The following is a 19,940-nucleotide window of genomic DNA, read 5'->3' on the forward strand; positions in this document are numbered from 1 at the left end:
AAACTACTCGAATGGTTTATAACACAACTTGGCACAAAAAATATTCTCCAAATTCCTACTCAAAGCAACAAACTTAATTGTTAATAAAACCCAATAACTCCTTACTTCTTTCTCTTTTTTCATTTCTCCTTTTTCCCTACTTTTATACTACTTAATTTCTAGAAAAGAAATCCGCACTTATGTACTTGATTTTTGATACGGAAACCACTGGTTTACCGAAGAGTTGGAACGCTCCTATTACTGACACAGACAATTGGCCTCGCTGTATACAAATTGCATGGCAATTGCATGATGAAATGGGAAATCTTCTAGAGCATAACGATTTCTTAGTACAGCCAGACGGATTTAATATTCCTTATGATGCAGAACGTATTCATGGGATTTCTACTGATCTTGCAGCAGAACAAGGAATTCCTTTAGATGAAGGATTAGAATTGTTTAAAGAAGCGCTCTCAAAAACAAAATTTATTGTCGGACAAAATGTTGGCTTTGATGTAAATATTATGGGATGTGAATTCCATCGTTTGGGCGTTGAAAACAATTTGACTGAGCTGCCAGTTTTAGACACATGTACAGAACACACTGCTCTACTATGTCAGATTCCTGGTGGACGAGGTGGAAAATTCAAGCTTCCAACACTTACAGAACTTCACAATCATTTGTTTGGAGTAGGATTTGATGAAGCGCATAATGCAACTGCCGATGTAGAAGCCACAACTCGCTGTTTCCTAGAATTAATTCGTCTTAGAGAGTTCACCAAAGAAGAGCTAGATGTAGATGAGAGTTATTTTGAAAACTTCTCTGAAACCAATCCAAAACCAATTCAGGTAATAGGATTGAAGCACATCAATCTTAAAAAAGAAAGTGATAAGATTCGTAAAAGAATAGAATCACTAAAAGAAGTGGAAGTAACCAAAAGTACTTCTGACGGTTTAGCAGAATTAAAAGACGTACAATTTGCACATTTACACAACCACACTCAGTTTTCTGTATTACAATCCACCATTCAAATTGGCAATATTGTAAAGACAGCTGCTCAAGACAACATGTCTGCTGTAGCACTAACTGACACAGGAAATATGATGGCCTCTTTTCATTTCGTTTCAGCAGTCTTAGGTCATAACAAACAAGCTGCCATTAAAAACGAAGAAGCCGAAGCCAATGGCGAAGAACCTTCAGAAACCATTCTAAAACCAATTTTAGGATGTGAGTTTTATGTTTGTCAAGATCACACAAATAAAAATATCAAAGACAACGGATATCAAGTTGTCATGCTTGCCAAGAGTAAAAAAGGATATCACAATCTGGCAAAGATGTCATCCAAAGCTTTTGTTGACGGATTCTATTATGTACCAAGAATTGATAGAAATATTATAGAACAATACAAAGAAGATGTTATTGTTTTAACAGGAAATCTGTATGGTGAAGTTCCAAATAAGATTCTAAACATAGGAGAAAGTCAAGCTGAAGAAGCACTACTTTGGTGGAAAGAACAATTTGGCGATGATTTGTATATCGAGTTGATGCGCCACGGACAAGAAGATGAAAAAGTTGTAAATGAGACTCTTTTACAATTCTCAAAAAAGCACAATATCAAAGTTGTAGCTTCAAATAATACTTTCTACCTCAATAAAGAAGATGCCAACGCACATGATATTTTATTATGTGTAAAAGATGGTGAAAAACAAGCCACTCCTAAAGGAAAAGGAAGAGGATATCGTTATGGCTTACCAAATGACGAGTACTACTTTAAGTCGACAGATGAGATGAAAGAATTGTTTGCCGATTTACCAGAAGCCATCATCAATATTCAAGAAATTGTAGACAAAATAGAAGTCTTTTCTTTGGCTAGAGATGTATTGTTACCAGCTTTTGAAATTCCAGAAGAATTTAAAGATCCTTTAGATGATGAAGATGGAGGAAAAAGAGGTGAAAACAATTATTTAAAACACATTACCTACGAAGGTGCCAAAAAAAGATATGGTGACATTACCGAATCTATCAAAGAACGATTGGATTTCGAATTGGAGGTAATTGAAAATACTGGATATCCTGGGTATTTCTTAATTGTTGAAGATTTTATTAGAGAAGCGAGAAACATGAATGTTTCTGTTGGACCTGGGCGTGGTTCTGCGGCAGGTTCTGTGGTAGCATATTGTTTGTGGATTACCAACATAGACCCCATTAAGTACGATCTACTTTTTGAGCGTTTCTTAAATCCAGAACGTGTATCAATGCCTGATATTGATATCGACTTTGACGATGAAGGAAGAGGTCGTGTGATGGATTATGTAATTAACAAATACGGATCCAACCAAGTAGCACAAATTATTACTTATGGAACCATGGCTGCAAAATCTTCTATTAGAGATACAGCTCGTGTTCTAGATTTACCACTTTTTGAAGCCGATAGAATTGCCAAGTTAATTCCAAATCTTAAACTAAATAACATCTTTGGAGAAGATGCAAAAAGCAAAGGAAAAGTAGCTGGTTTGCGTTCTGAAGAAAAAGACATGGTGAACGAACTAAAAGCTATAGCTGAAGGCACTGGAATTGAAGCCGAAACTATCAACAAAGCTTTGGTTTTAGAAGGTTCTGTTCGTAATACAGGAATTCATGCTTGTGGAGTAATTATTACACCAGACGACATTACCAATTTTGTTCCTGTAGCAGTTGCCAAAGATTCAGACATGTATGTCACTCAGTTTGACAACTCGGTGGTAGAGAGTGCTGGGTTGTTGAAGATGGATTTCTTAGGGTTGAAAACTTTAACACTCATTAAAGACACCGTGAAAATTGTAAAGGCACGTCATGGTGTTGAGTTAGATCCAGAGAGCTTTCCGCTGGATGATGAAAAAACTTATGAACTCTTTCAACGAGGAGAAACCGTTGGTATTTTCCAATACGAATCTCCCGGAATGCAAAAACACATGCGTTCTTTAAAACCTACAGTTTTTGGTGATTTGATTGCCATGAATGCATTGTACAGACCAGGTCCGATGGAATATATTCCTTCGTTTATTAATAGAAAGCACGGGAAAGAGGAAATCGAATACGATTTACCTGCCATGGAGGAATACTTATCTGAAACCTACGGGATTACCGTGTATCAGGAGCAAGTAATGCTACTTTCACAAAAGCTCGCCGATTTTACCAAAGGTGAAGCCGATGTATTGCGTAAAGCCATGGGAAAAAAGCAAGCAGCGGTTCTTGCCAAAATGAAACCTAAGTTTATTGAACAAGCTGGAAAAAATGGTCATGATGAAGAAAAGTTAGAAAAAATCTGGAAAGATTGGGAGGCTTTTGCATCGTATGCATTTAACAAATCACACTCTACGTGTTATGCTTGGATTGCTTATCAAACTGCTTATTTAAAAGCCCATTATCCTGCAGAATACATGGCTTCAGTACTTTCTAATAACATGAACGATATCAAATCGGTATCCTTCTTTATGGAAGAATGTAAACGAATGGGATTAGAAGTGTTAGGTCCAGATGTAAATGAATCTTATTTGAAATTCTCTGTAAACAAACAAGGAGCTGTTCGTTTTGGAATGGGAGCGATTAAAGGAGTTGGTGGTGCTGCCGTTAAAGCCATTATCAAAGAGCGTAAAGAAAACGGAAACTTCAAATCCATTTTTGATGTTACTAAACGTGTTGATTTAAGAGCAGCTAATAAAAAAGCGTTTGACGGATTGATTCTTGCTGGAGGTTTTGATTCTTTTTCTGACACACACAGAGCTCAGTATTATGCACTAGATGAAAAAGGCCAGACCTTTATAGAAAGAGCCATTCGTTTTGGAAACAAATACCAAGAGAACTTAAACTCGTCTCAAGTTTCTTTGTTTGGAGAGACTTCTGAAATTCAATTTCCAGAGCCAGATATTCCCGAATGTGAAAAATGGGGAACTATGGAAGAGCTTGCCAAAGAAAAAGAAGTTGTAGGGATTTACATTTCTGCGCATCCGTTAGATGATTTTAAAAACGAATTAAAATTTTGCAACGCCAGTGTAGCTCATTTTAAAGAAGACATCAACAAATATGTTGGTAATAATTTGGTCTTTGGTGGAATTGTAACCGAAGTTCAACATCGGGTTTCTAAATCTGGAAAAGGTTGGGCGATTTTTAATGTTGAAGATTATTCTGATAGTTTTGAGTTTAAAATTTTCGGAGAAGACTATTTGAAGTTCAAACACTTCTTGGTTCCTAATTCTTTCTTGTTTATCAGAACCACAATTTTAAATGGCTGGGTAAACAAAGAAGGCGTACAAGGTGATGCGCGATTAAAATTCACGGAGTTTAAATTATTACATGATGTAATGGATGATCTTTGCAAAAAGATTACTGTGAAGATTCCAATTGAACAGGTGAATAACAATTCTATTCAAGGTTTCGAACAACTCTTCAAGAGTCATGCAGGAAAACAAGCCTTGCGTTTTGTTATTTATGATGTACAAGAAGAAATAGAATTGGAAGTTCCTAGCAGAAACACAAAGATTAAAATCACACCAGAGCTATTACAAACCCTAGAAAAACAACATGTGAATTTTAAGTTGAATTAATTTGTCACTTCCTTAAACAACTTTTCCAAACTCTGGTTTTGAGAGCTTAATTCTAGAATCTTCAAGCCTTGCTCTTGAGCAAAATCAAATATTACAGGACGCATGTCTTCTTGAGCGTCAAACGTTAAATACCAAGTGTTATCAAAATTATTTTTGAATGATTTGAGATATGGCAGTTTCTGAATAAACTGTTCTTCAATTTTATAATCAAAGGTTACTTCTACAGATTGCTCATTGCTTTCTTTTAACTCTTTTAAAGGTTTGTCTAAAAGCAACTCTCCTTTTTTGATGATGATCACACGATCGCAAACTGCTTCTACTTCTTGCATGATATGTGTAGAAAACAAAATGGTTTTTTCTTTTCCTAATTTTTGAATCAATGTTCTGATTTCTTGCAACTGATTTGGATCTAAACCAGTGGTGGGCTCATCTAAAATCAACACTTCAGGATTGTGCAAAATAGCAGCAGCTATTCCCACTCTTTGCTGGTATCCTTTAGATAATTGTCCTATTTTTTTATGAACCTCTGGAGTTAAGCCTACCTGTTCAATCACTTCTTGAACTCGTTCTTTAGGGACTTTAAAAATTGATGCCTGAAATTGTAGGTATTCTTTTACATACATATCTACATACAATGGATTTTGCTCAGGCAAATACCCTATGTTTTTTTGTGCTTCAATTGCATTAGAAAGTACATCTATATCATTTACCGAGACTTCTCCTTCATTAGGAAGAATGTATCCCGTTAAGATTTTCATCATGGTAGATTTCCCAGCTCCATTAGGCCCTAAAAACCCAATAATCTCACCTTTTTTTGCTGAAAAAGAAATCTGATGTAGCGCAAGTTGTGCGTCATATGATTTTGAAACGGATTGTACTTTGATAGACATAGAACAAAAGTAAGTGAATTGTTTCTAAAACGAATTGAATTTGGTTTTAGTTTATAAAAAAAGCCGATTGTTAAAACAATCGGCTTTTTTGAGTATTGTGTAATTGTTATTCTATGACAATTTTCTTTGTAGAGAATTTTGTTCCATTTACTATTTTTAAAAGATAAAACCCTTTAGAAACTCCGTTGAATGAAACTCTTCTAGCAAATCTTGCTGATATATTTTCATAGTCTAATTGCTTCACCATTCTACCTGCGATGTCAAATAATTGTAATTTAACTTTATCGCTTCCTTGCGTGTCAAAACTTAAGCTAAATTCGCCATCGGATGGGTTTGGATATAAAGACATATTTGTAAACACTCCTTCCACTTCTCTTGTAGAAAGAATATCTCCTTGCACACAAAGGTTTAGAGAAAATCTAGTAAATGTTCCTCCATCTAAATTAGCATCATCAGTTACTTCTAAAACCCAATCTCCTCCAGACATTTCACCATAAATGGTAGACAAATCTCCTTCTGGTCGGAAAGTTCCAGTGAAAGGTGCAGAACCATCAGTGATAGATGTTGCTGCTTCTTGATCAAAGACTGTATCTGTGTAATCATCAGCTCCGCTTACACCACCATCATTATCAGTAGTTAACTCAACTCTAGTTCCATTTGGACTTATTAAGAAAACATCTAAGTCAGCTGCCCAAGTATGATCTGCGCTAAACGTCACATTTACATCTGTAATTGGAAAATCCGGTGTTACTGTAATTGTTGACGTATAAACATTTCCAGCTCCTGATGTAGAGATTGTTTGTGGTAAATCGGTCGCATCAAAAGTATTACAAGTTAAATTAGCTGTAGTAAAACTAAATACTGAAGAAACCGTTCCTGTAGCACATTGATTTGATGGAGTAACTCTCCAGAAATACTGGGTCATATTTGACAACCCTGCTAATGTATAAGAATTTGTTTGTACCGTATTAGACTCTACAATATTTGCAAATCCGTTATCAGTAGCTACTTCTACAAGATAATTTTCTACATTGGCATCTGCATCCCACATTAAAGTACCTGTTGCTGAAAAATCTATTGTAGTATCAGCAGGGGCAGTTAAATTAGGAGCTGCTATAGTAGGATTGAATACATTTAACGTTAAAGGAACTGTTCTTTCTATAGCTCCAGAAGTTCCTTTTACTGTAAAAGGATAACTTCCTGCTGCAAGTGAGTTAGTTCCAGAAACTGTTAATGTAAACGCAGTTCCATCTGCAGAAGCAGAAGTTGGATTAAATACTCCTGTTGCACCCGCTGGAAGTCCTTCAGTCGTAAAATTAGTTACATCCGTAAATCCTAGGAATGTATTATAGGTTAAATTATATACTGCATTATCTGGAGAACAAACTGTTACCGTACTATTTGTAGCTGCTATTGCAAACTCGCTTAGCTTAATAGAAAAATTTGAACTATTAACAGCAAAGAAAATATTGTTATGTCCTTCAACCATTATCCTAGCAGTAGAAGTCTCTCCTCCAATAACAGGTATCCCAACATCGTGACTTCCATCATTTGGAACATCACTAGCTAGTAAAAATGGATAAGTTAATCCGCCATCTATAGATAAACGAATATTCACAGTAGGTGTATTTACATTTCCTACATCAGTTCCACCTACAAGCCAGGTTACGGTTTGCGTTGTTCCTACATCATATTCTACGGCTGAGTTTTGAGATGTTACAGAAAATGGCCCGGAAGCACCATCAACTGTAACAGTCATAAAGTCGAAATCTGATTGCGGAAATTGTCCAGTTCCATTAGCTTCAGAACGATCTCTTACTGTTAAAGCAAAATTTAAAGTTCTAGATACTGTTGAGACTGTTTCCCAAGAAGTATTAGCTGGCGTTTCAAGTGGATTGGTTTCTGTTAATTGCCCAGCTAGAACTCTAGCTAAAACTGGCATATATCTGTCCGTATTTGTTGTTGGAGGTCTTGATCTCCATAATGGCCCAGACGTTAAAGTCGGACTAAAATCACTTCTTGTGGTATATCCATCATCTATTTGTTCCCATGTATAGGTTAAAACATCTCCTCCGTCTGCATCTGTTGCAGATCCTTTTAACACAAAAGCTGTTCCTTGAGGAATAGTATAATCATTTCCTGCATTGGCAACTGGTGGGTTGTTAGCAATTGGTGTTGACGTCCAACAAGTACGAGTAATTAGATTATTTAAAATTTGATTGATACTACCATAATGAAAATAAGGGTCACTATGATCTTGTACGTCATTAGAACCAGTAATTCCGGCATATCCCATGATAGTTGTACCACTACCAGGCTCAAAATTTACTGCATTATTATCAGCTGCCGCATGAGTATGTAAAGCTCCCATTTGGTGACCTATTTCGTGTGGTACATAATCGATATCAAAGAAATCAGCCATATAAGCTCCACCGTCATTGTCTAGAAAATCGTGAGAAGAGAATGCACTACCTTTTTGTCCGTTTACACAAACACAACCAATACAACCTGCATTTCCATTCTTCCCTCCGTAAGCAAGTAAGTGACCAATATCATAATTAGCTTCACCAACAGTATTGGTTAAAGTTGTTTGTAATTGATTATTTAATCCGCCAACACTATAAGGATCTGTAGCTGCATTTGTAAAAATAAGCTCGGTTCCTGTCACTAGTTGGAATGTAACTGCCATATCTACTTCAAAAACTTCATTATTTCTGTTTAATGTAGAAACAACCTGAGCTAATGCATCTGCTTGAGCGTCTCCATTTCCAGCATTTCCATCGTCCCAGAAATTGGTATACTCTCCATTGGTAGAAATTGCAATTCTAAATGTTCTTAGTATTTGATCATTAGCATCTCTACTTGTTACAGAATTTCTATCTTTTATAGGAACAAATTCATTTTCTGTCATACATTCAAAATCCTTAACAGAATTTACTCTTACTCCTCGGTTATATGTAATGTATTCTGAAGTATTTCCTTTTTCTGTTGGAACTGTAAACACATTAGGTCTATCCATGTAAGAAGTCATTGTTTGTATTCCTTGAGGAGTTACACTAAAACGAATTCTTGCTCCTGGACTATCTATACCGTAGCCTAAATACGTTTTTATATTTGGGTGTTCTGCCGCCAATTTAGGCGATAAAACTGGTGCTTCTACAATAGAAAAGCGTTCTAACTTCCCATCTTGATTTGGAAAGTTTACCACCACATTAGAACGAGAACTAATATCTGTTCTCAAAGGCGCGCTTGTTAATTGGGTTTTGAATGCATTCACATCTAAAGAAAAGATGTGGTATTGATCTTGTTTTAAGTTCTTTGAAGCAGCAATTTTACTGGTAGAACTTATCTTGCTTTTTTTCCAGTACGTCTCTTGAGCATTGGCTATAAAACCAACAAAAAAAAGAGCACAGAAAATCTTTAAGGGTAATTTTATTTTCATGTGAAACCGAGATTTTGGTTGTTTATTGATTAATGGTTCCCAAATATAGGTAAATATTTACCTTTGCATTATACATTATGAATAAAAAGATAACATTAATGGACTTAGGTCCAAAAGATTATAAAGAAGTTTGGGATTTTCAAACAGAGCTTTTAGACAATATTATAAGTGTTAAAAGGAAAAATAGGCATGCTGAGACTCCAGAAATTACTTCTAATTACTTTCTTTTTGTAGAACATCCTCACGTATATACATTGGGAAAAAGCGGCGATCAGGATAACCTATTAATTAATGAAAAACAGCTTCAAGAAAAGAATGCTACGTATTACAAAATTAATAGAGGTGGAGACATTACATATCATGGCCCAGGTCAAATAGTAGGGTATCCTATTTTAGATTTAGAGAACTTCTTTACAGATATTCATAAATACCTTAGACTGTTAGAAGAAGTAATTATAAAAACCATTGCAGAATATGGTTTGAAAGGAGAAAGAAGTAAAGGAGAAACAGGTGTTTGGTTAGATGTTGGAACTCCGTTTGCTAGAAAAATTTGCGCCATGGGAATTCGTAGTAGTCGTTGGGTTACTATGCACGGATTTGCTCTAAATGTAAATACTGATTTAGGTTATTTTGACAATATTATTCCCTGTGGAATACGTGGTAAGGCTGTTACTTCAATAGAAGCTGAACTCAATAAAAAAATTGATATTGAAGAAGTAAAGCAAAAGATTTTAAATCACTTTAAGAGAGAGTTCGAAGTAGAAGAATTTTTACTAGAAGTCTAACTTTAGTTGTGTAGGAAGCAATTTAAATGTCTTTCTGTGATATTTTGTTGCTCCTGAGTTCTGAATAGCGTTTCGATGTTCTTTGGTTGGATATCCTTTATTCTTTTTCCAATTATAGTCTGGAAACTCTTGATGAATTTTTTCCATAAAATCGTCTCTATAGGTTTTTGCTAAAACTGAGGCTGCAGCAATGCTCATGTATTTAGCATCTCCTTTTACAATTGTCTTATGAGGAATATCTTTATAGGGTTTGAATTTATTTCCATCAACAATTACAAACTCTGGTGCAATAGATAACTGATCGATAGACCTATGCATGCCAGTAATGGAAGCTTGCAAGACATTCAATTCATCAACCTCTTCATTATGAATAAAAGACACTGCAAATGCAAGGGCTTCTTTTTCAATAATTGGACGTAATATCTTTCTTTTAGTTTCGGAAAGTTGCTTTGAATCGTTTAAAAATTCATGCTCAAAATCTGCAGGTAAAATTACAGCTGCTGCTACAACAGGACCAGACAAACAGCCCCTTCCTGCTTCATCAGTTCCTGCTTCTAATTTAAATCCGCTATAATTGTTTTTAAGCATTCTCAAATATAAAAACACCATTACAATTTGTAATGGTGTTTTGTTAATTTCTTTAAGAAACTACCTTCCAACCAGACCAAGGATTGCAATCATCTTCATTTACTATTTTCACTCTAAATCTAGCATAACTAGTTCTTTGACCAACATAAGCAGAGAAATCAGGACGTCCATTAGTGTCAGACCTGATAATCGTGTAGCTTGTAGTTCCTCCCCAAATCATATTTCCAGAACCATCCATATAACCAGTTTCAACTTCAACTTCATAAACAATTAAGCCAGGTCCAACAGAAATCCCACCTGACCCAGTGTCAAAAGTCCATGTCATCCCCAATTCATATCCATAAAAGATTTCACCTTTAAGCTCTGTAACAACTTCATCGCAATTATCTGTTACTTCAGTTAATTGTTGTGCACTAATGCTAGAAATTGCCATAGTAGCAAACAATAGAAAAACGATTTTTTTCATCATAAAAATTTTTAATTAATTAGTAATTAGCTACAAATCTTCATTAAGATTGTCCGAAGAATAAAAATCCAATAAGTTATTCATGAGATTCATAGCACTTTTTCTTCACCTAAATTTAGTAAATCCTATAGAATTGCAATTAATTTCTTGTTAAAAAAATTTCTTTCTAAAATGTAGAAAGTAGATTTCCGTTTAAAAGTTTACTTTTGCCTGTGATAGTAAATTCCTTATGAAAAGAAGTCTTGTTTTATTTTTTATCCTCGTTTTCTTAGGACATGTTGGTTTGTTTGCTCAAAAAACAAAACTAGGAGATAAAGGGAAATTTAATGCAAATGGCAATAATCTAGTTTTAAAAGACACTACCAATAGTAGCGTTAAAGTAAAATTAAGCGGAAAGACCAAATACACAGATTATAAAATCTTATCTTTCTTTAAAGACACTACGTATATAGATACAACGCTCACTATTAAAAAGCACTACAAGTTTAATTTCTTACGAAAGGATAATTTTGAATTGCTTCCTTTTCATAATATCGGACAAACTTTTAACAGCTTAGGGTATAACTTTGATAGAGTATCTATTCGACCAGATATTGGTTTTAGAGCCAAGCAATTCTTTTATATGGAAGTAGAAGATATTAACCATTATGATGTTCCTACACCTACTTCTGAGATTATGTTTCTAACCACTTTAGAGCAAGGGCAATTTTTAGAATCGTTTTTTACATTAAACTTCTCTAGGAGATTTAATGCTTCTATTGCATACAAAGGTTTGCGCTCTTTAGGAAAATATAGAAGCTCTTTAGTAAGTCAAGGAAATTTCAGAACTACTTTTCGTTACGAAACCAAAGAGAATCAGTATACTTTAAGAGGACATATAGCTACTCAAGACCTCTTAAACGAAGAAAGTGGAGGACTAACAACTACTGCTTTACAATCTTTTATTAATAATGATCCTAATTTTACAGACAGAGCTCGATTGGATGTGAATTTAGATAACACAGAAAACTCTTTTAAAGGATCTAGAGTTTATTTGAATCACGACTTTAAATTATTGTCTGCTAAAGACTCTTTGAATCAAAAAGATTTTACCAATTTAAAAATTGGTCATACGTTCTTATCTGAAGGAAAAAACTATGAGTTTAGACAAAATTCTACTACTTCTTTTTTAGGAACTTCTAATATTACTGGAGCTGTTAACGATCGTGTCGAAAATAGTTTTTTAAAGAATCAATTCTTTTTAGAATTCAACTCTAAATATGTCTTAGGAACCTTTCGAGTAAAAACAAGTTTGATGAATTACAGCTATGGTTACAGCGAAATATTTAATCAAACTAGTGCTATAACTACTCGTAAACTAGAAGGTGACGCAGCCTCTTTTGGTGCAGACTGGAATGCTAAAGTGAAAAACTTTCAGCTTAATGCTTCTGGTGAAATTATTCCTGGAAATGGAAGATTGTCGGGAACAAATTTTAATGGAAACCTATCATTTAAAAAAGATAGTTTGTTTACAGTTAAGGCTAACTTACTCTTAAATTCAAAATCTCCCAATTTTAATTTCTTATTGCATCAAAATACTTATAACGAATACAATTGGCAAAACAACTTTGACAATATAAGAACCCAGAATTTAGGATTTCAGTTCAACTCTAAATGGATTAATGCGAGTGCAAATTTCACCAATATTGAAAACTACACTTATTTTGGAGAAGACAATAAACCCTATCAATCATCAGAAAACATTACTTATTTAAAACTAAAAGCTTCTCGTGAATTCAAATACAAAAAGTTTGCTTTAGATAATATCTTGATGTATCAAAATGTAAGTAGTGGTGGTTCTGTTTTTAGAGTTCCAACATTGGTTACCAGAAATACATTGTATTATTCTGATTATTGGTTTCAAGGAAAACCGATGCAGGTACAAATAGGAGCTACTTTTAAGTATTTCTCAAAGTATAAAGCCAATGCATATAACCCAATATTGTCTGAATTTACCATTCAAAATGCTACAGATATTGGTTATCCAACAGTTGATTTATTCTTTAATGCGCAAGTAAGAAGAACTCGTCTTTTCTTTAGAATAGATAATGCGTTATCAAACTTTGGCACACGAAATTATTTCTCTGCACCTAACTATCCTTATCGTGATTTTGTAATTAGATTTGGATTGGTTTGGAATTGGTTTATTTAGAATTTTGAATTTTAGAAAGATGTTTTTTATAAACTATCTATCTTTTTAACTTCTCCTTACTCCTTACTCTTTACTCTTTATCTCCTAATAAATCTTTCTCCATCACAGGTAAGAATCGCCCTGGAATTGAACTTTTCTCTTTAGACACTTCTTTAAATCCATATTTAGCATAAAAGCTAGCCGCATTCGGATCTGCAAGCAGTGTCATTTGTAACTTGCGATTTGCTAGTGCAATTTGAAATGCATGTTTAAGTAGTAGATACCCAACTTTTTCTCCAATGGATTTGGGTGAGACAAACAAGAATTCCAGAGTACACATATCGTTTTGACCTTCTAGATTCAAAATGTGAAACCCTTTTACTTCTCCGTTCAAAATTGCTTTGTGAACCTCACACTTTTCAATCATTTCAGGAGTGACTGTTAAGTCGTCTCTCCAACTTTCTATTTGCTCAGCAGTATACCCCCAGTAAGCTTTGGAAGCTAAGGCAATTTCGGTAAGTTTTGTTGCATCTTTTAAGGTTGCTCTAACAATCATCTATTTAGCAGTTAGCTGTCTGATTTTAATTCTAAACGCAGCAAATGTTAAGGTCATAAATGGCGATAACCAGTTGAAGATTGCATAGAAAAAGTACTCGGCAACTCCTACACCTAACACACCTGATTGATAAGCACCACAAGTATTCCAAGGTATTAAAACAGAAGTTACAGTTCCTGAATCTTCTAAAGTTCTACTTAAGTTCTCTGGAGCCAGTCCTCTATCTTCATAAGCTTGTTTGAACATTTTTCCTGGAATTACTATCGCTAAATATTGATCTGAAGCTATTACATTTAATCCTAAACAACTAGCCACAGTACTAGCAAATAATCCAAAAATAGAACTTGCCATTGATAACAATGCTTTGGTAATTTTTGCCAAGCCTCCAATGGCATCCATGATCCCACCAAAGACCATTGCACAGACAATTAATAAAATGGTCCAAGTCATACCTCCCATTCCTCCTGCGCTAAATAACTCAGTTAGTTTTTCATTATCGGTTTGAACTTGCGTATCTGTAAACACGGCATTTAAAATAGATTCAAAACTTGAATCAGAAAGTGAGGTTAAAATATCTGATTGAAAAATAAATGCAAAAATTGCAGCCAAGACTACACCTGTTCCTAAAGCAATTAACGGTTTTGTTTTCATCAGAATCATAGCTATTACAGCTACTGGCACTAAAAACAACCAAGGTGTTATATTAAATGTTTTATCTATAGTTCCTAGTAGCCCACTTATATCCGCATCTCCAGAAGTATCTATGGTAAAACTCATAATACTAAAGGCAACTAAAGTTACCAAAATAGTAGGCACAGTTGTAAACGCCATGTACTTGATATGCGTAAATAAATCGGTTCCTGCCATTGCTGGCGCTAGGTTTGTGGTATCACTTAGTGGCGACATTTTATCTCCAAAATACGCTCCAGAAATGACTGCTCCTGCAATCATTCCTGCAGGAATTCCCAACGCACTTCCTATACCAATCAAGGCAATTCCTACAGTAGCAGAAGTTGTCCATGAACTTCCTGTAGCTATAGAAATAATAGCAGCAATTATTACGGATGCTGGCAAGAATATTTCAGGGCTTAACACCTGTAAACCATAGTAAACCATTGCAGGAATGATGCCGCTCACCAACCATGTTCCTGCTAAAGCTCCTACAAGCAATAGAATAAAAATAGGAATCATTATGCTTCTCCAGTTTTCCCAAACTTCCAGAAACATTCTTACTACGGAGACTTTATTGAAAAAACCAACAAGTGCCGCTGCTAATCCTCCAATTAAGAGAATATATTGATTGGAATAGTCTCCAAACATTACTCCATCTGCAAAGAAAATATTGTATGCAAGAAACCCCATCAAAACTATAACTGGAATAAACGACTCCCATAGACTCAATTCTTTATTGTCCATGATGTGTTGATCTTGAATATCGATTTTTGATAGGTTTTTATCGTCTTGCATTTTGTGATATTTTTTGTCCTGTAATGTTACGATTTTCGATGAAGCTACGCAAATATGTTCTTTTCTTACATTTGCATTTATGGATTCTTTAACCCAAATTGTTTTAGGGGCTGCTTGCGGAGAAGTTGCTTTAGGAAAAAAAATTGGCAACAAGGCCATGCTCTTTGGTGCTATTGGCGGTACTGTTCCCGATTTGGATGTTATTATAGGGAATCTTTTCTATTCAAATGAAATTGATCAACTAGCCTTTCATAGAGGTTTTATGCACTCTATTGTCTTTGCTTTGATTGCTTCGCTGGTTCTGGGGTTTGTTTTTTATGAATTGTATAATTCTGGAAGACGAAAAGACACTACCAATCTTAAAGATTGGATTTGGCTATTTTTCTTATCTATTTTCACACATCCGCTCTTGGATAGTTTTACTCCTTATGGCACTCAACTATTTTTACCTTTTACTGATTATCGTTTAGCATTTAATAATATTTCTGTTGCCGATCCTTTTTATACGCTTCCTTTTTTAATAACATTAATCATTGCATTATTTTTTAAAAGGAAAAATCCGAAAAGATTCAAATGGGTAAAAGCAGGTATTTATATTAGTTCTGCCTATCTTATATTCACTCTTGGAAATAAAATATATGTAGATTCTGTTTTTAAGAAAACTTATAAAGAAGCAAATATTACTTACCAGAGGTTTAGCGCTCAACCTACCATTTTGAATAATTTTTTATGGTATTCTGTTGCAGAAACTGAAGAAAATTATTACGCTGCCTTTTACTCTATTTTCGACAAAAATAATGTAGCTGATAAGATTATAATCATTCCAAAGAACCATCATCTTTTAAATATGGAGCATGCTGATTTAAAAGTTTTACGATGGTTTAGCAAAGAATATTATTCGCTTCAAAAGATTGATACTACTAAACAAATTATATACAAAGATTTGCGCTATCCTTTAATGATAGAGGATGACGCAAATTCTTCTTTATTTAGTTTTGAACTTGTTCAAGAGAATGAACGTTGGAACACACAACGTTTTCAAAGAGACCTTCAAATAGAAAGTATTTGGGATTTCTTTGGAGGCATTTATGGTAGAGCTTTTAGAGATTTTTAAACCAAAATAACTTCTTCTTTAGACAACACTCCTATTTCTATCATACATTCCCTCATAATTTCATAAGTCCTTTCAATATTGTTATCTAGACCAATAGAAAATCGAATCAATCCATCTGACAATCCCATTTCTGCTTGTTCTTCTTCTGGAATTTCAGACGAAGTTGAAGAACCTGGAGCTGAGAATAAAGTTTTATAAAACCCTAAACTTACGGCCAAGTATCCTAAGTTTTTATGCTGCATTAACTCCATTAACTCATTTGCTTTTTCTAAGCTTCCAACATCAATAGTTAACATTCCTCCATAGCCATATTCTGGATTCATCATAGATTTAAACAATTCATGTGAAGAATGAGATGTCAATCCTGGGTATACTGTTTTTAACCCATCAGCTTCGAACTTTTTTGCCAAATACATTGCATTCTTGCTATGTTGTTTCATGCGAATATGCAATGTTCTTAAGTTCTTTAAAACTGAAGCCGCTCTCATACTATCCATGGTAGATCCTAATAGCATACTTGCTCCATCGTTTACATTTCGTAATTGATCAATAAATTCTTGTGTTCCACAAACAACACCTCCTACTGTATCTGATGAGCCATTGATGAATTTAGTTAAACTATGTACAACAACATCAGCTCCTAACTTTACTGGTGAAATAGAAAGTGGTGAGAAGGTATTGTCTACAACTAATTTTAGATTGTGCTTTTTTGCCAATTCAGAAAGTCCTTTAATATCTGCTACTTCTAACAAAGGATTGCTTACAGATTCGCAATATAACACCTTGGTATCCTCTGTAATTGCAGCCTCTACAACATCCAATTTTGTAATATCAACAAATGATGTTTGAATGTTCATTTTTGGAGTAAAATTCTTTAAAAAGGCATAGGTTCCTCCATAAATTGTCCTACTTGAAACGATATGGTCTCCAGCTTCACATAACTGTAATAATACCGGTGTAATTGCCCCCATTCCTGAAGCAGCTACGTTGGCTGTTTCTGTTCCTTCCATTGCTGCTAAAGCTTCTCCTAAATATAAATTACTAGGTGAAGTGTGTCTAGAATATAAATAACATCCATCTGCATTTCCTTCAAAAGTATCAAACATAGTTTTTGCCGATAGAAATGTGTAGGTTGAAGAATCTGAAATGGAAGGATTTACCCCTCCAAATTCGCCAAAGTATTGTAAATCTTGGATTTTGTCTGCTGGATTGAATTTCATGGTTGTCGTATTTTTACCTCCACAAAATAATTACAGAATAGATAAATAATCAATGCTTAATATAAAATATAGTTTTATTTTCTATATTTATATAATTCTAAAGATTAATAATCTAATAAAGGATTATTTAAAAATTCATTATAGTTTTATTTTCACTATGCGATTAGACGAGATTGATAAAAAGATCATCCTTCTTCTTCAGAAGGATAGTAAACAGACAAATAAGCAAATTTCTTTGCAATTAAACTTGTCTGTGACCGCCATATACGAGCGTATTAAAAAATTAGAAAAGGAAGGTGTGATTAAAAAATATGTCGCCTTGGTAGACAACGATAAAATCAAACGATCTTTTTTAGCTTTTTGTCACATAAAACTCGAACGCCACACAAAAGAATACATTGTCAATTTTGAAAAACAGATTCTTCAATTGGAAGAAGTTTCCGAGTGCTTTCATGTGAGTGGTGATTATGACTATATCCTAAAAATATATGTTGAAGACATGAAAGCCTATCGTGAGTTTATGGTAAATAAGCTTACTGTTTTAAAACATATTGGAAGTACCCATAGCGTTTTTTCAATTGGTGAGGTTAAAAATTCCAGTGAAATTTCTATCTAAACAAAAGCCTCAAAAATTTGAGGCTTTTATTTTTCATGATTTTACCAAGACAATCTTTTCTAGCTGTTTTTCAATCATTCTTTTGTAAAATTCCTTTAGTTCTTGATAGTATAAAGCAGCAATCTTTGCTTGTTTAAATTCTGTTATACAAGAAACGCTGATCTTATTTCCGCTTTGTTTTACCTGATATTTAAACACTCCCATATTGTCTCGCATACCAATTGCCAATTGTTCTGGAATTGATTCAATTACGTACCCTTCAGGTAATGCTATCGTTATATTGAACTTATTTTTCCATGGAGAATCAAAATCTACTGGAAACTTTCTTTCTTCTGCTTTAAACGGGTTTACAGATTGTGTAAAGAATAACATAGGGCTGATGTATATCTTCCCATTGATTTCTTCAATTAAGTCTTCGGAGGAGAATTTGATCATTCTTGTGACTGGTTTTCCTAATTTGAAATTATTAGTCACTTTGAAATTTTCAATATCTATATTGTAATCTTCCTGAACCTTAGCAATCAAACTTTCTTCTTTGATATTGTTGTAGCTATTTCTGTAATTTAGTGCACTTAAGTTTGCAAATTTAGAACGTATCATTCCTTCCGTAATGGCTTCATCTAAATCCATTTTCACACTAATAAAATGCTCTTTCGTAGCTGGCCTAGAAGATGTTAAAGGAATCCAAGTAGAACTTCCATCTTTCCTTACCACTCTTCCATTCCAATTCAAAGCTCTTGTAGGTAGTATATTGGGTTCTCCATATCTTTCTGTTGCATCCAACAGAACATACCCATCTCCAACATTAACTATAGCTACTACATAGTTAAACCCTTTAATGGTTGGAAAAAAGGGCACACCATTACTTCTTGTACTTACCAACACTGGATTAGCATCCAAGCCAGCACTTCTTAACATAGAAATAAGCATTAAATTGATATCAGCAGAATTCCCTACACCATCTTTATATGCTTTTCTTACTCCCAGATCTGAATAAATTCCTATATATCCGTTCCATTTTACTTTTGTTTTTACAAACTGATAAATAGCTCCTACCTTTTGAAAATTATCGCTCGTAGAAGATAAAATTCCTTCCAAATCATTTTTATAGTAACCTGATTTATTTAACTCACCTCCAAAGGCTTGTGATTTATAGATTTGATTTGCCACTTTCCCCCATGAAGAGGAGTAAAACTTTGGTATTGAATTAGGGTATTGAATAGAAGTTAACTCATAGGCAATTCCTCCTCTATAGTTATTCATATTAGAAGTATATGGCTCATCATCTTTCAAGGCTGGAACATTTTGAGCTTTATAATCTGCAATATCAACATTATATTCTAACTTACTTGTAGTTGAAGAAGAGTGAAGTACAGTACTTCCAGTCCTACTTCTAGAGGTAAATGTAGTTGTCTTTCTCGATTTTCTTTTTTCTGGGATAATCGAATAATATCCTTTAGCTGTTTGATTGAATTTAAAATATTCTGGAATGGCAATTGAATATTCTAGTTTATTTATTGGAATACTGTATTGAAATTGTAAATCTTCTACATCTAAGAAATAATCTGATGTTTTCTTGTACTTAATCTCAATAACAGTTCCTTCTTTTACATTAGGCATTGTTATTTTTTTCATTTTGAAATTCTTACTTACTTGAGTTTCAAAAATGTCTTTCTTCCCTAATTTTGTTTTTTTAATCTTACCTCCTTCTAAATTATAGGAATAGGCTTTTATCCCAGTGATTTTATCTTTGTATCCGCTCTCAGGATAGTAATATCGAATCTCTTTTGTTGCGTAATCAAAACCTTCTTTTGTATAGATTTTTATACGCTCATGTACTTCATTAATCAATAAGAAACCATTATCTGGTGTATAGTCGAAATAGGTTCTTCTATACTTATATAAGTATGCAGCTTCTACTGTTGAGTCTTTTAAATAGATTTTCTCTTCTAATTCTTGTTTGGAAACTTTTCCAAAATCGAAATTCTGTGAAAACATGGCTGAAGCAGTAAATGTCATCAGCATCATAATGATTATTCTTTTCATGGTTGGTTGATTTTTGGT

The 19,940-nt window shown here is 34.1% G+C and carries 13 protein-coding genes; 5 read left to right on the plus strand and 8 right to left on the minus strand.

The features are described from left to right. Window positions 1-179 precede the first annotated feature (179 nt). Entirely contained in the window at window positions 180-4,562 is a 4,383-nt protein-coding gene (gene dnaE, locus AAON49_RS03135; RefSeq protein ID WP_349552579.1) for a DNA polymerase III subunit alpha, read from the plus strand. Here the strand turns inward: dnaE and gldA are convergent. Together gldA and AAON49_RS03145 are read right to left on the minus strand one after the other, a co-directional pair. Then, complete coding sequence (gene gldA / locus AAON49_RS03140) at window positions 4,559-5,452, minus strand: gliding motility-associated ABC transporter ATP-binding subunit GldA (RefSeq protein WP_349552580.1); 894 nt, start codon at window positions 5,450-5,452, stop codon at window positions 4,559-4,561. The two genes, dnaE and gldA, sit on opposite strands and share 4 nt — an antisense overlap. Window positions 5,453-5,558: 106 nt before the next feature. Further along, a complete protein-coding gene (locus AAON49_RS03145; protein ID WP_349552581.1) occupies window positions 5,559-8,894 on the minus strand; it encodes a zinc-dependent metalloprotease in 3,336 nt (1,111 codons plus the stop codon). A 77-nt stretch (window positions 8,895-8,971) separates the two neighbouring features. On the opposite strand from AAON49_RS03145, the gene lipB reads away from it, so the two are divergent. Beyond that, entirely contained in the window at window positions 8,972-9,679 is a 708-nt protein-coding gene (lipB, locus tag AAON49_RS03150; protein WP_349552583.1) for a lipoyl(octanoyl) transferase LipB, read from the plus strand. On the opposite strand, the gene rnhB is transcribed toward lipB, so the two are convergent. Continuing rightward, window positions 9,668-10,267 carry a ribonuclease HII gene (gene rnhB / locus AAON49_RS03155; RefSeq protein ID WP_349552584.1) on the minus strand — a complete coding sequence of 200 codons (600 nt, stop codon included), beginning with the start codon at window positions 10,265-10,267 and terminating at the stop codon, window positions 9,668-9,670. The two genes, lipB and rnhB, sit on opposite strands and share 12 nt — an antisense overlap. A gap of 52 nt (window positions 10,268-10,319) precedes the next feature. Further along, complete coding sequence (locus tag AAON49_RS03160) at window positions 10,320-10,733, minus strand: hypothetical protein (protein ID WP_349552586.1); 414 nt, start codon at window positions 10,731-10,733, stop codon at window positions 10,320-10,322. A 229-nt stretch (window positions 10,734-10,962) separates the two neighbouring features. Here AAON49_RS03160 and AAON49_RS03165 point away from each other — a divergent pair, with 229 nt between their 5' ends. Continuing rightward, the gene (locus tag AAON49_RS03165) at window positions 10,963-12,924 is read left to right on the plus strand and encodes a putative porin (protein WP_349552588.1); all 1,962 of its coding nucleotides are present in this window, start codon (window positions 10,963-10,965) and stop codon (window positions 12,922-12,924) included. A 70-nt stretch (window positions 12,925-12,994) separates the two neighbouring features. Here AAON49_RS03165 and AAON49_RS03170 read toward each other — a convergent pair whose 3' ends face one another. Together AAON49_RS03170 and AAON49_RS03175 are read right to left on the minus strand one after the other, a co-directional pair. Then, a complete protein-coding gene (locus AAON49_RS03170) occupies window positions 12,995-13,459 on the minus strand; it encodes a GNAT family N-acetyltransferase (protein WP_349552589.1) in 465 nt (154 codons plus the stop codon). After that, window positions 13,460-14,926, minus strand: coding sequence for a Na+/H+ antiporter NhaC family protein (locus AAON49_RS03175; protein WP_349552591.1), 1,467 nt, complete (start codon window positions 14,924-14,926; stop codon window positions 13,460-13,462). It lies immediately after the preceding gene. A 79-nt stretch (window positions 14,927-15,005) separates the two neighbouring features. On the opposite strand from AAON49_RS03175, the gene AAON49_RS03180 reads away from it, so the two are divergent. Next, window positions 15,006-16,040 carry a metal-dependent hydrolase gene (locus AAON49_RS03180; protein WP_349552593.1) on the plus strand — a complete coding sequence of 345 codons (1,035 nt, stop codon included), beginning with the start codon at window positions 15,006-15,008 and terminating at the stop codon, window positions 16,038-16,040. Here AAON49_RS03180 and AAON49_RS03185 read toward each other — a convergent pair. After that, window positions 16,037-17,260, minus strand: coding sequence for an aminotransferase class I/II-fold pyridoxal phosphate-dependent enzyme (locus AAON49_RS03185; RefSeq protein ID WP_349552594.1), 1,224 nt, complete (start codon window positions 17,258-17,260; stop codon window positions 16,037-16,039). The two genes, AAON49_RS03180 and AAON49_RS03185, sit on opposite strands and share 4 nt — an antisense overlap. A gap of 157 nt (window positions 17,261-17,417) precedes the next feature. Here AAON49_RS03185 and AAON49_RS03190 point away from each other — a divergent pair, with 157 nt between their 5' ends. Further along, a complete protein-coding gene (locus AAON49_RS03190; protein ID WP_349552596.1) occupies window positions 17,418-17,876 on the plus strand; it encodes an Lrp/AsnC family transcriptional regulator in 459 nt (152 codons plus the stop codon). 33 nt (window positions 17,877-17,909) lie between these two features. On the opposite strand, the gene AAON49_RS03195 is transcribed toward AAON49_RS03190, so the two are convergent. After that, on the minus strand, window positions 17,910-19,922 hold the full coding sequence (locus tag AAON49_RS03195) for a transglutaminase-like domain-containing protein (protein WP_349552598.1): 2,013 nt from the start codon (window positions 19,920-19,922) through the stop codon (window positions 17,910-17,912). Between the last annotated feature and the right edge of the window lie 18 nt (window positions 19,923-19,940).

The organism is Pseudotenacibaculum sp. MALMAid0570 (assembly GCF_040151415.1).
In the GTDB taxonomy this organism is placed as follows: domain Bacteria; phylum Bacteroidota; class Bacteroidia; order Flavobacteriales; family Flavobacteriaceae; genus Polaribacter.

Bases quoted from the DNA above. Each gene is read 5' to 3' on its own strand.
- dnaE (WP_349552579.1), top strand. From the start codon at position 180: ATGTACTTGATTTTTGATACGGAAACCACTGGTTTACCGAAGAGTTGG.
- gldA (WP_349552580.1), bottom strand. From the start codon at position 5,452: ATGTCTATCAAAGTACAATCCGTTTCAAAATCATATGACGCACAACTT.
- AAON49_RS03145 (WP_349552581.1), bottom strand. From the start codon at position 8,894: ATGAAAATAAAATTACCCTTAAAGATTTTCTGTGCTCTTTTTTTTGTT.
- lipB (WP_349552583.1), top strand. From the start codon at position 8,972: ATGAATAAAAAGATAACATTAATGGACTTAGGTCCAAAAGATTATAAA.
- rnhB (WP_349552584.1), bottom strand. From the start codon at position 10,267: ATGCTTAAAAACAATTATAGCGGATTTAAATTAGAAGCAGGAACTGAT.
- AAON49_RS03160 (WP_349552586.1), bottom strand. From the start codon at position 10,733: ATGAAAAAAATCGTTTTTCTATTGTTTGCTACTATGGCAATTTCTAGC.
- AAON49_RS03165 (WP_349552588.1), top strand. From the start codon at position 10,963: ATGAAAAGAAGTCTTGTTTTATTTTTTATCCTCGTTTTCTTAGGACAT.
- AAON49_RS03170 (WP_349552589.1), bottom strand. From the start codon at position 13,459: ATGATTGTTAGAGCAACCTTAAAAGATGCAACAAAACTTACCGAAATT.
- AAON49_RS03175 (WP_349552591.1), bottom strand. From the start codon at position 14,926: ATGCAAGACGATAAAAACCTATCAAAAATCGATATTCAAGATCAACAC.
- AAON49_RS03180 (WP_349552593.1), top strand. From the start codon at position 15,006: ATGGATTCTTTAACCCAAATTGTTTTAGGGGCTGCTTGCGGAGAAGTT.
- AAON49_RS03185 (WP_349552594.1), bottom strand. From the start codon at position 17,260: ATGAAATTCAATCCAGCAGACAAAATCCAAGATTTACAATACTTTGGC.
- AAON49_RS03190 (WP_349552596.1), top strand. From the start codon at position 17,418: ATGCGATTAGACGAGATTGATAAAAAGATCATCCTTCTTCTTCAGAAG.
- AAON49_RS03195 (WP_349552598.1), bottom strand. From the start codon at position 19,922: ATGAAAAGAATAATCATTATGATGCTGATGACATTTACTGCTTCAGCC.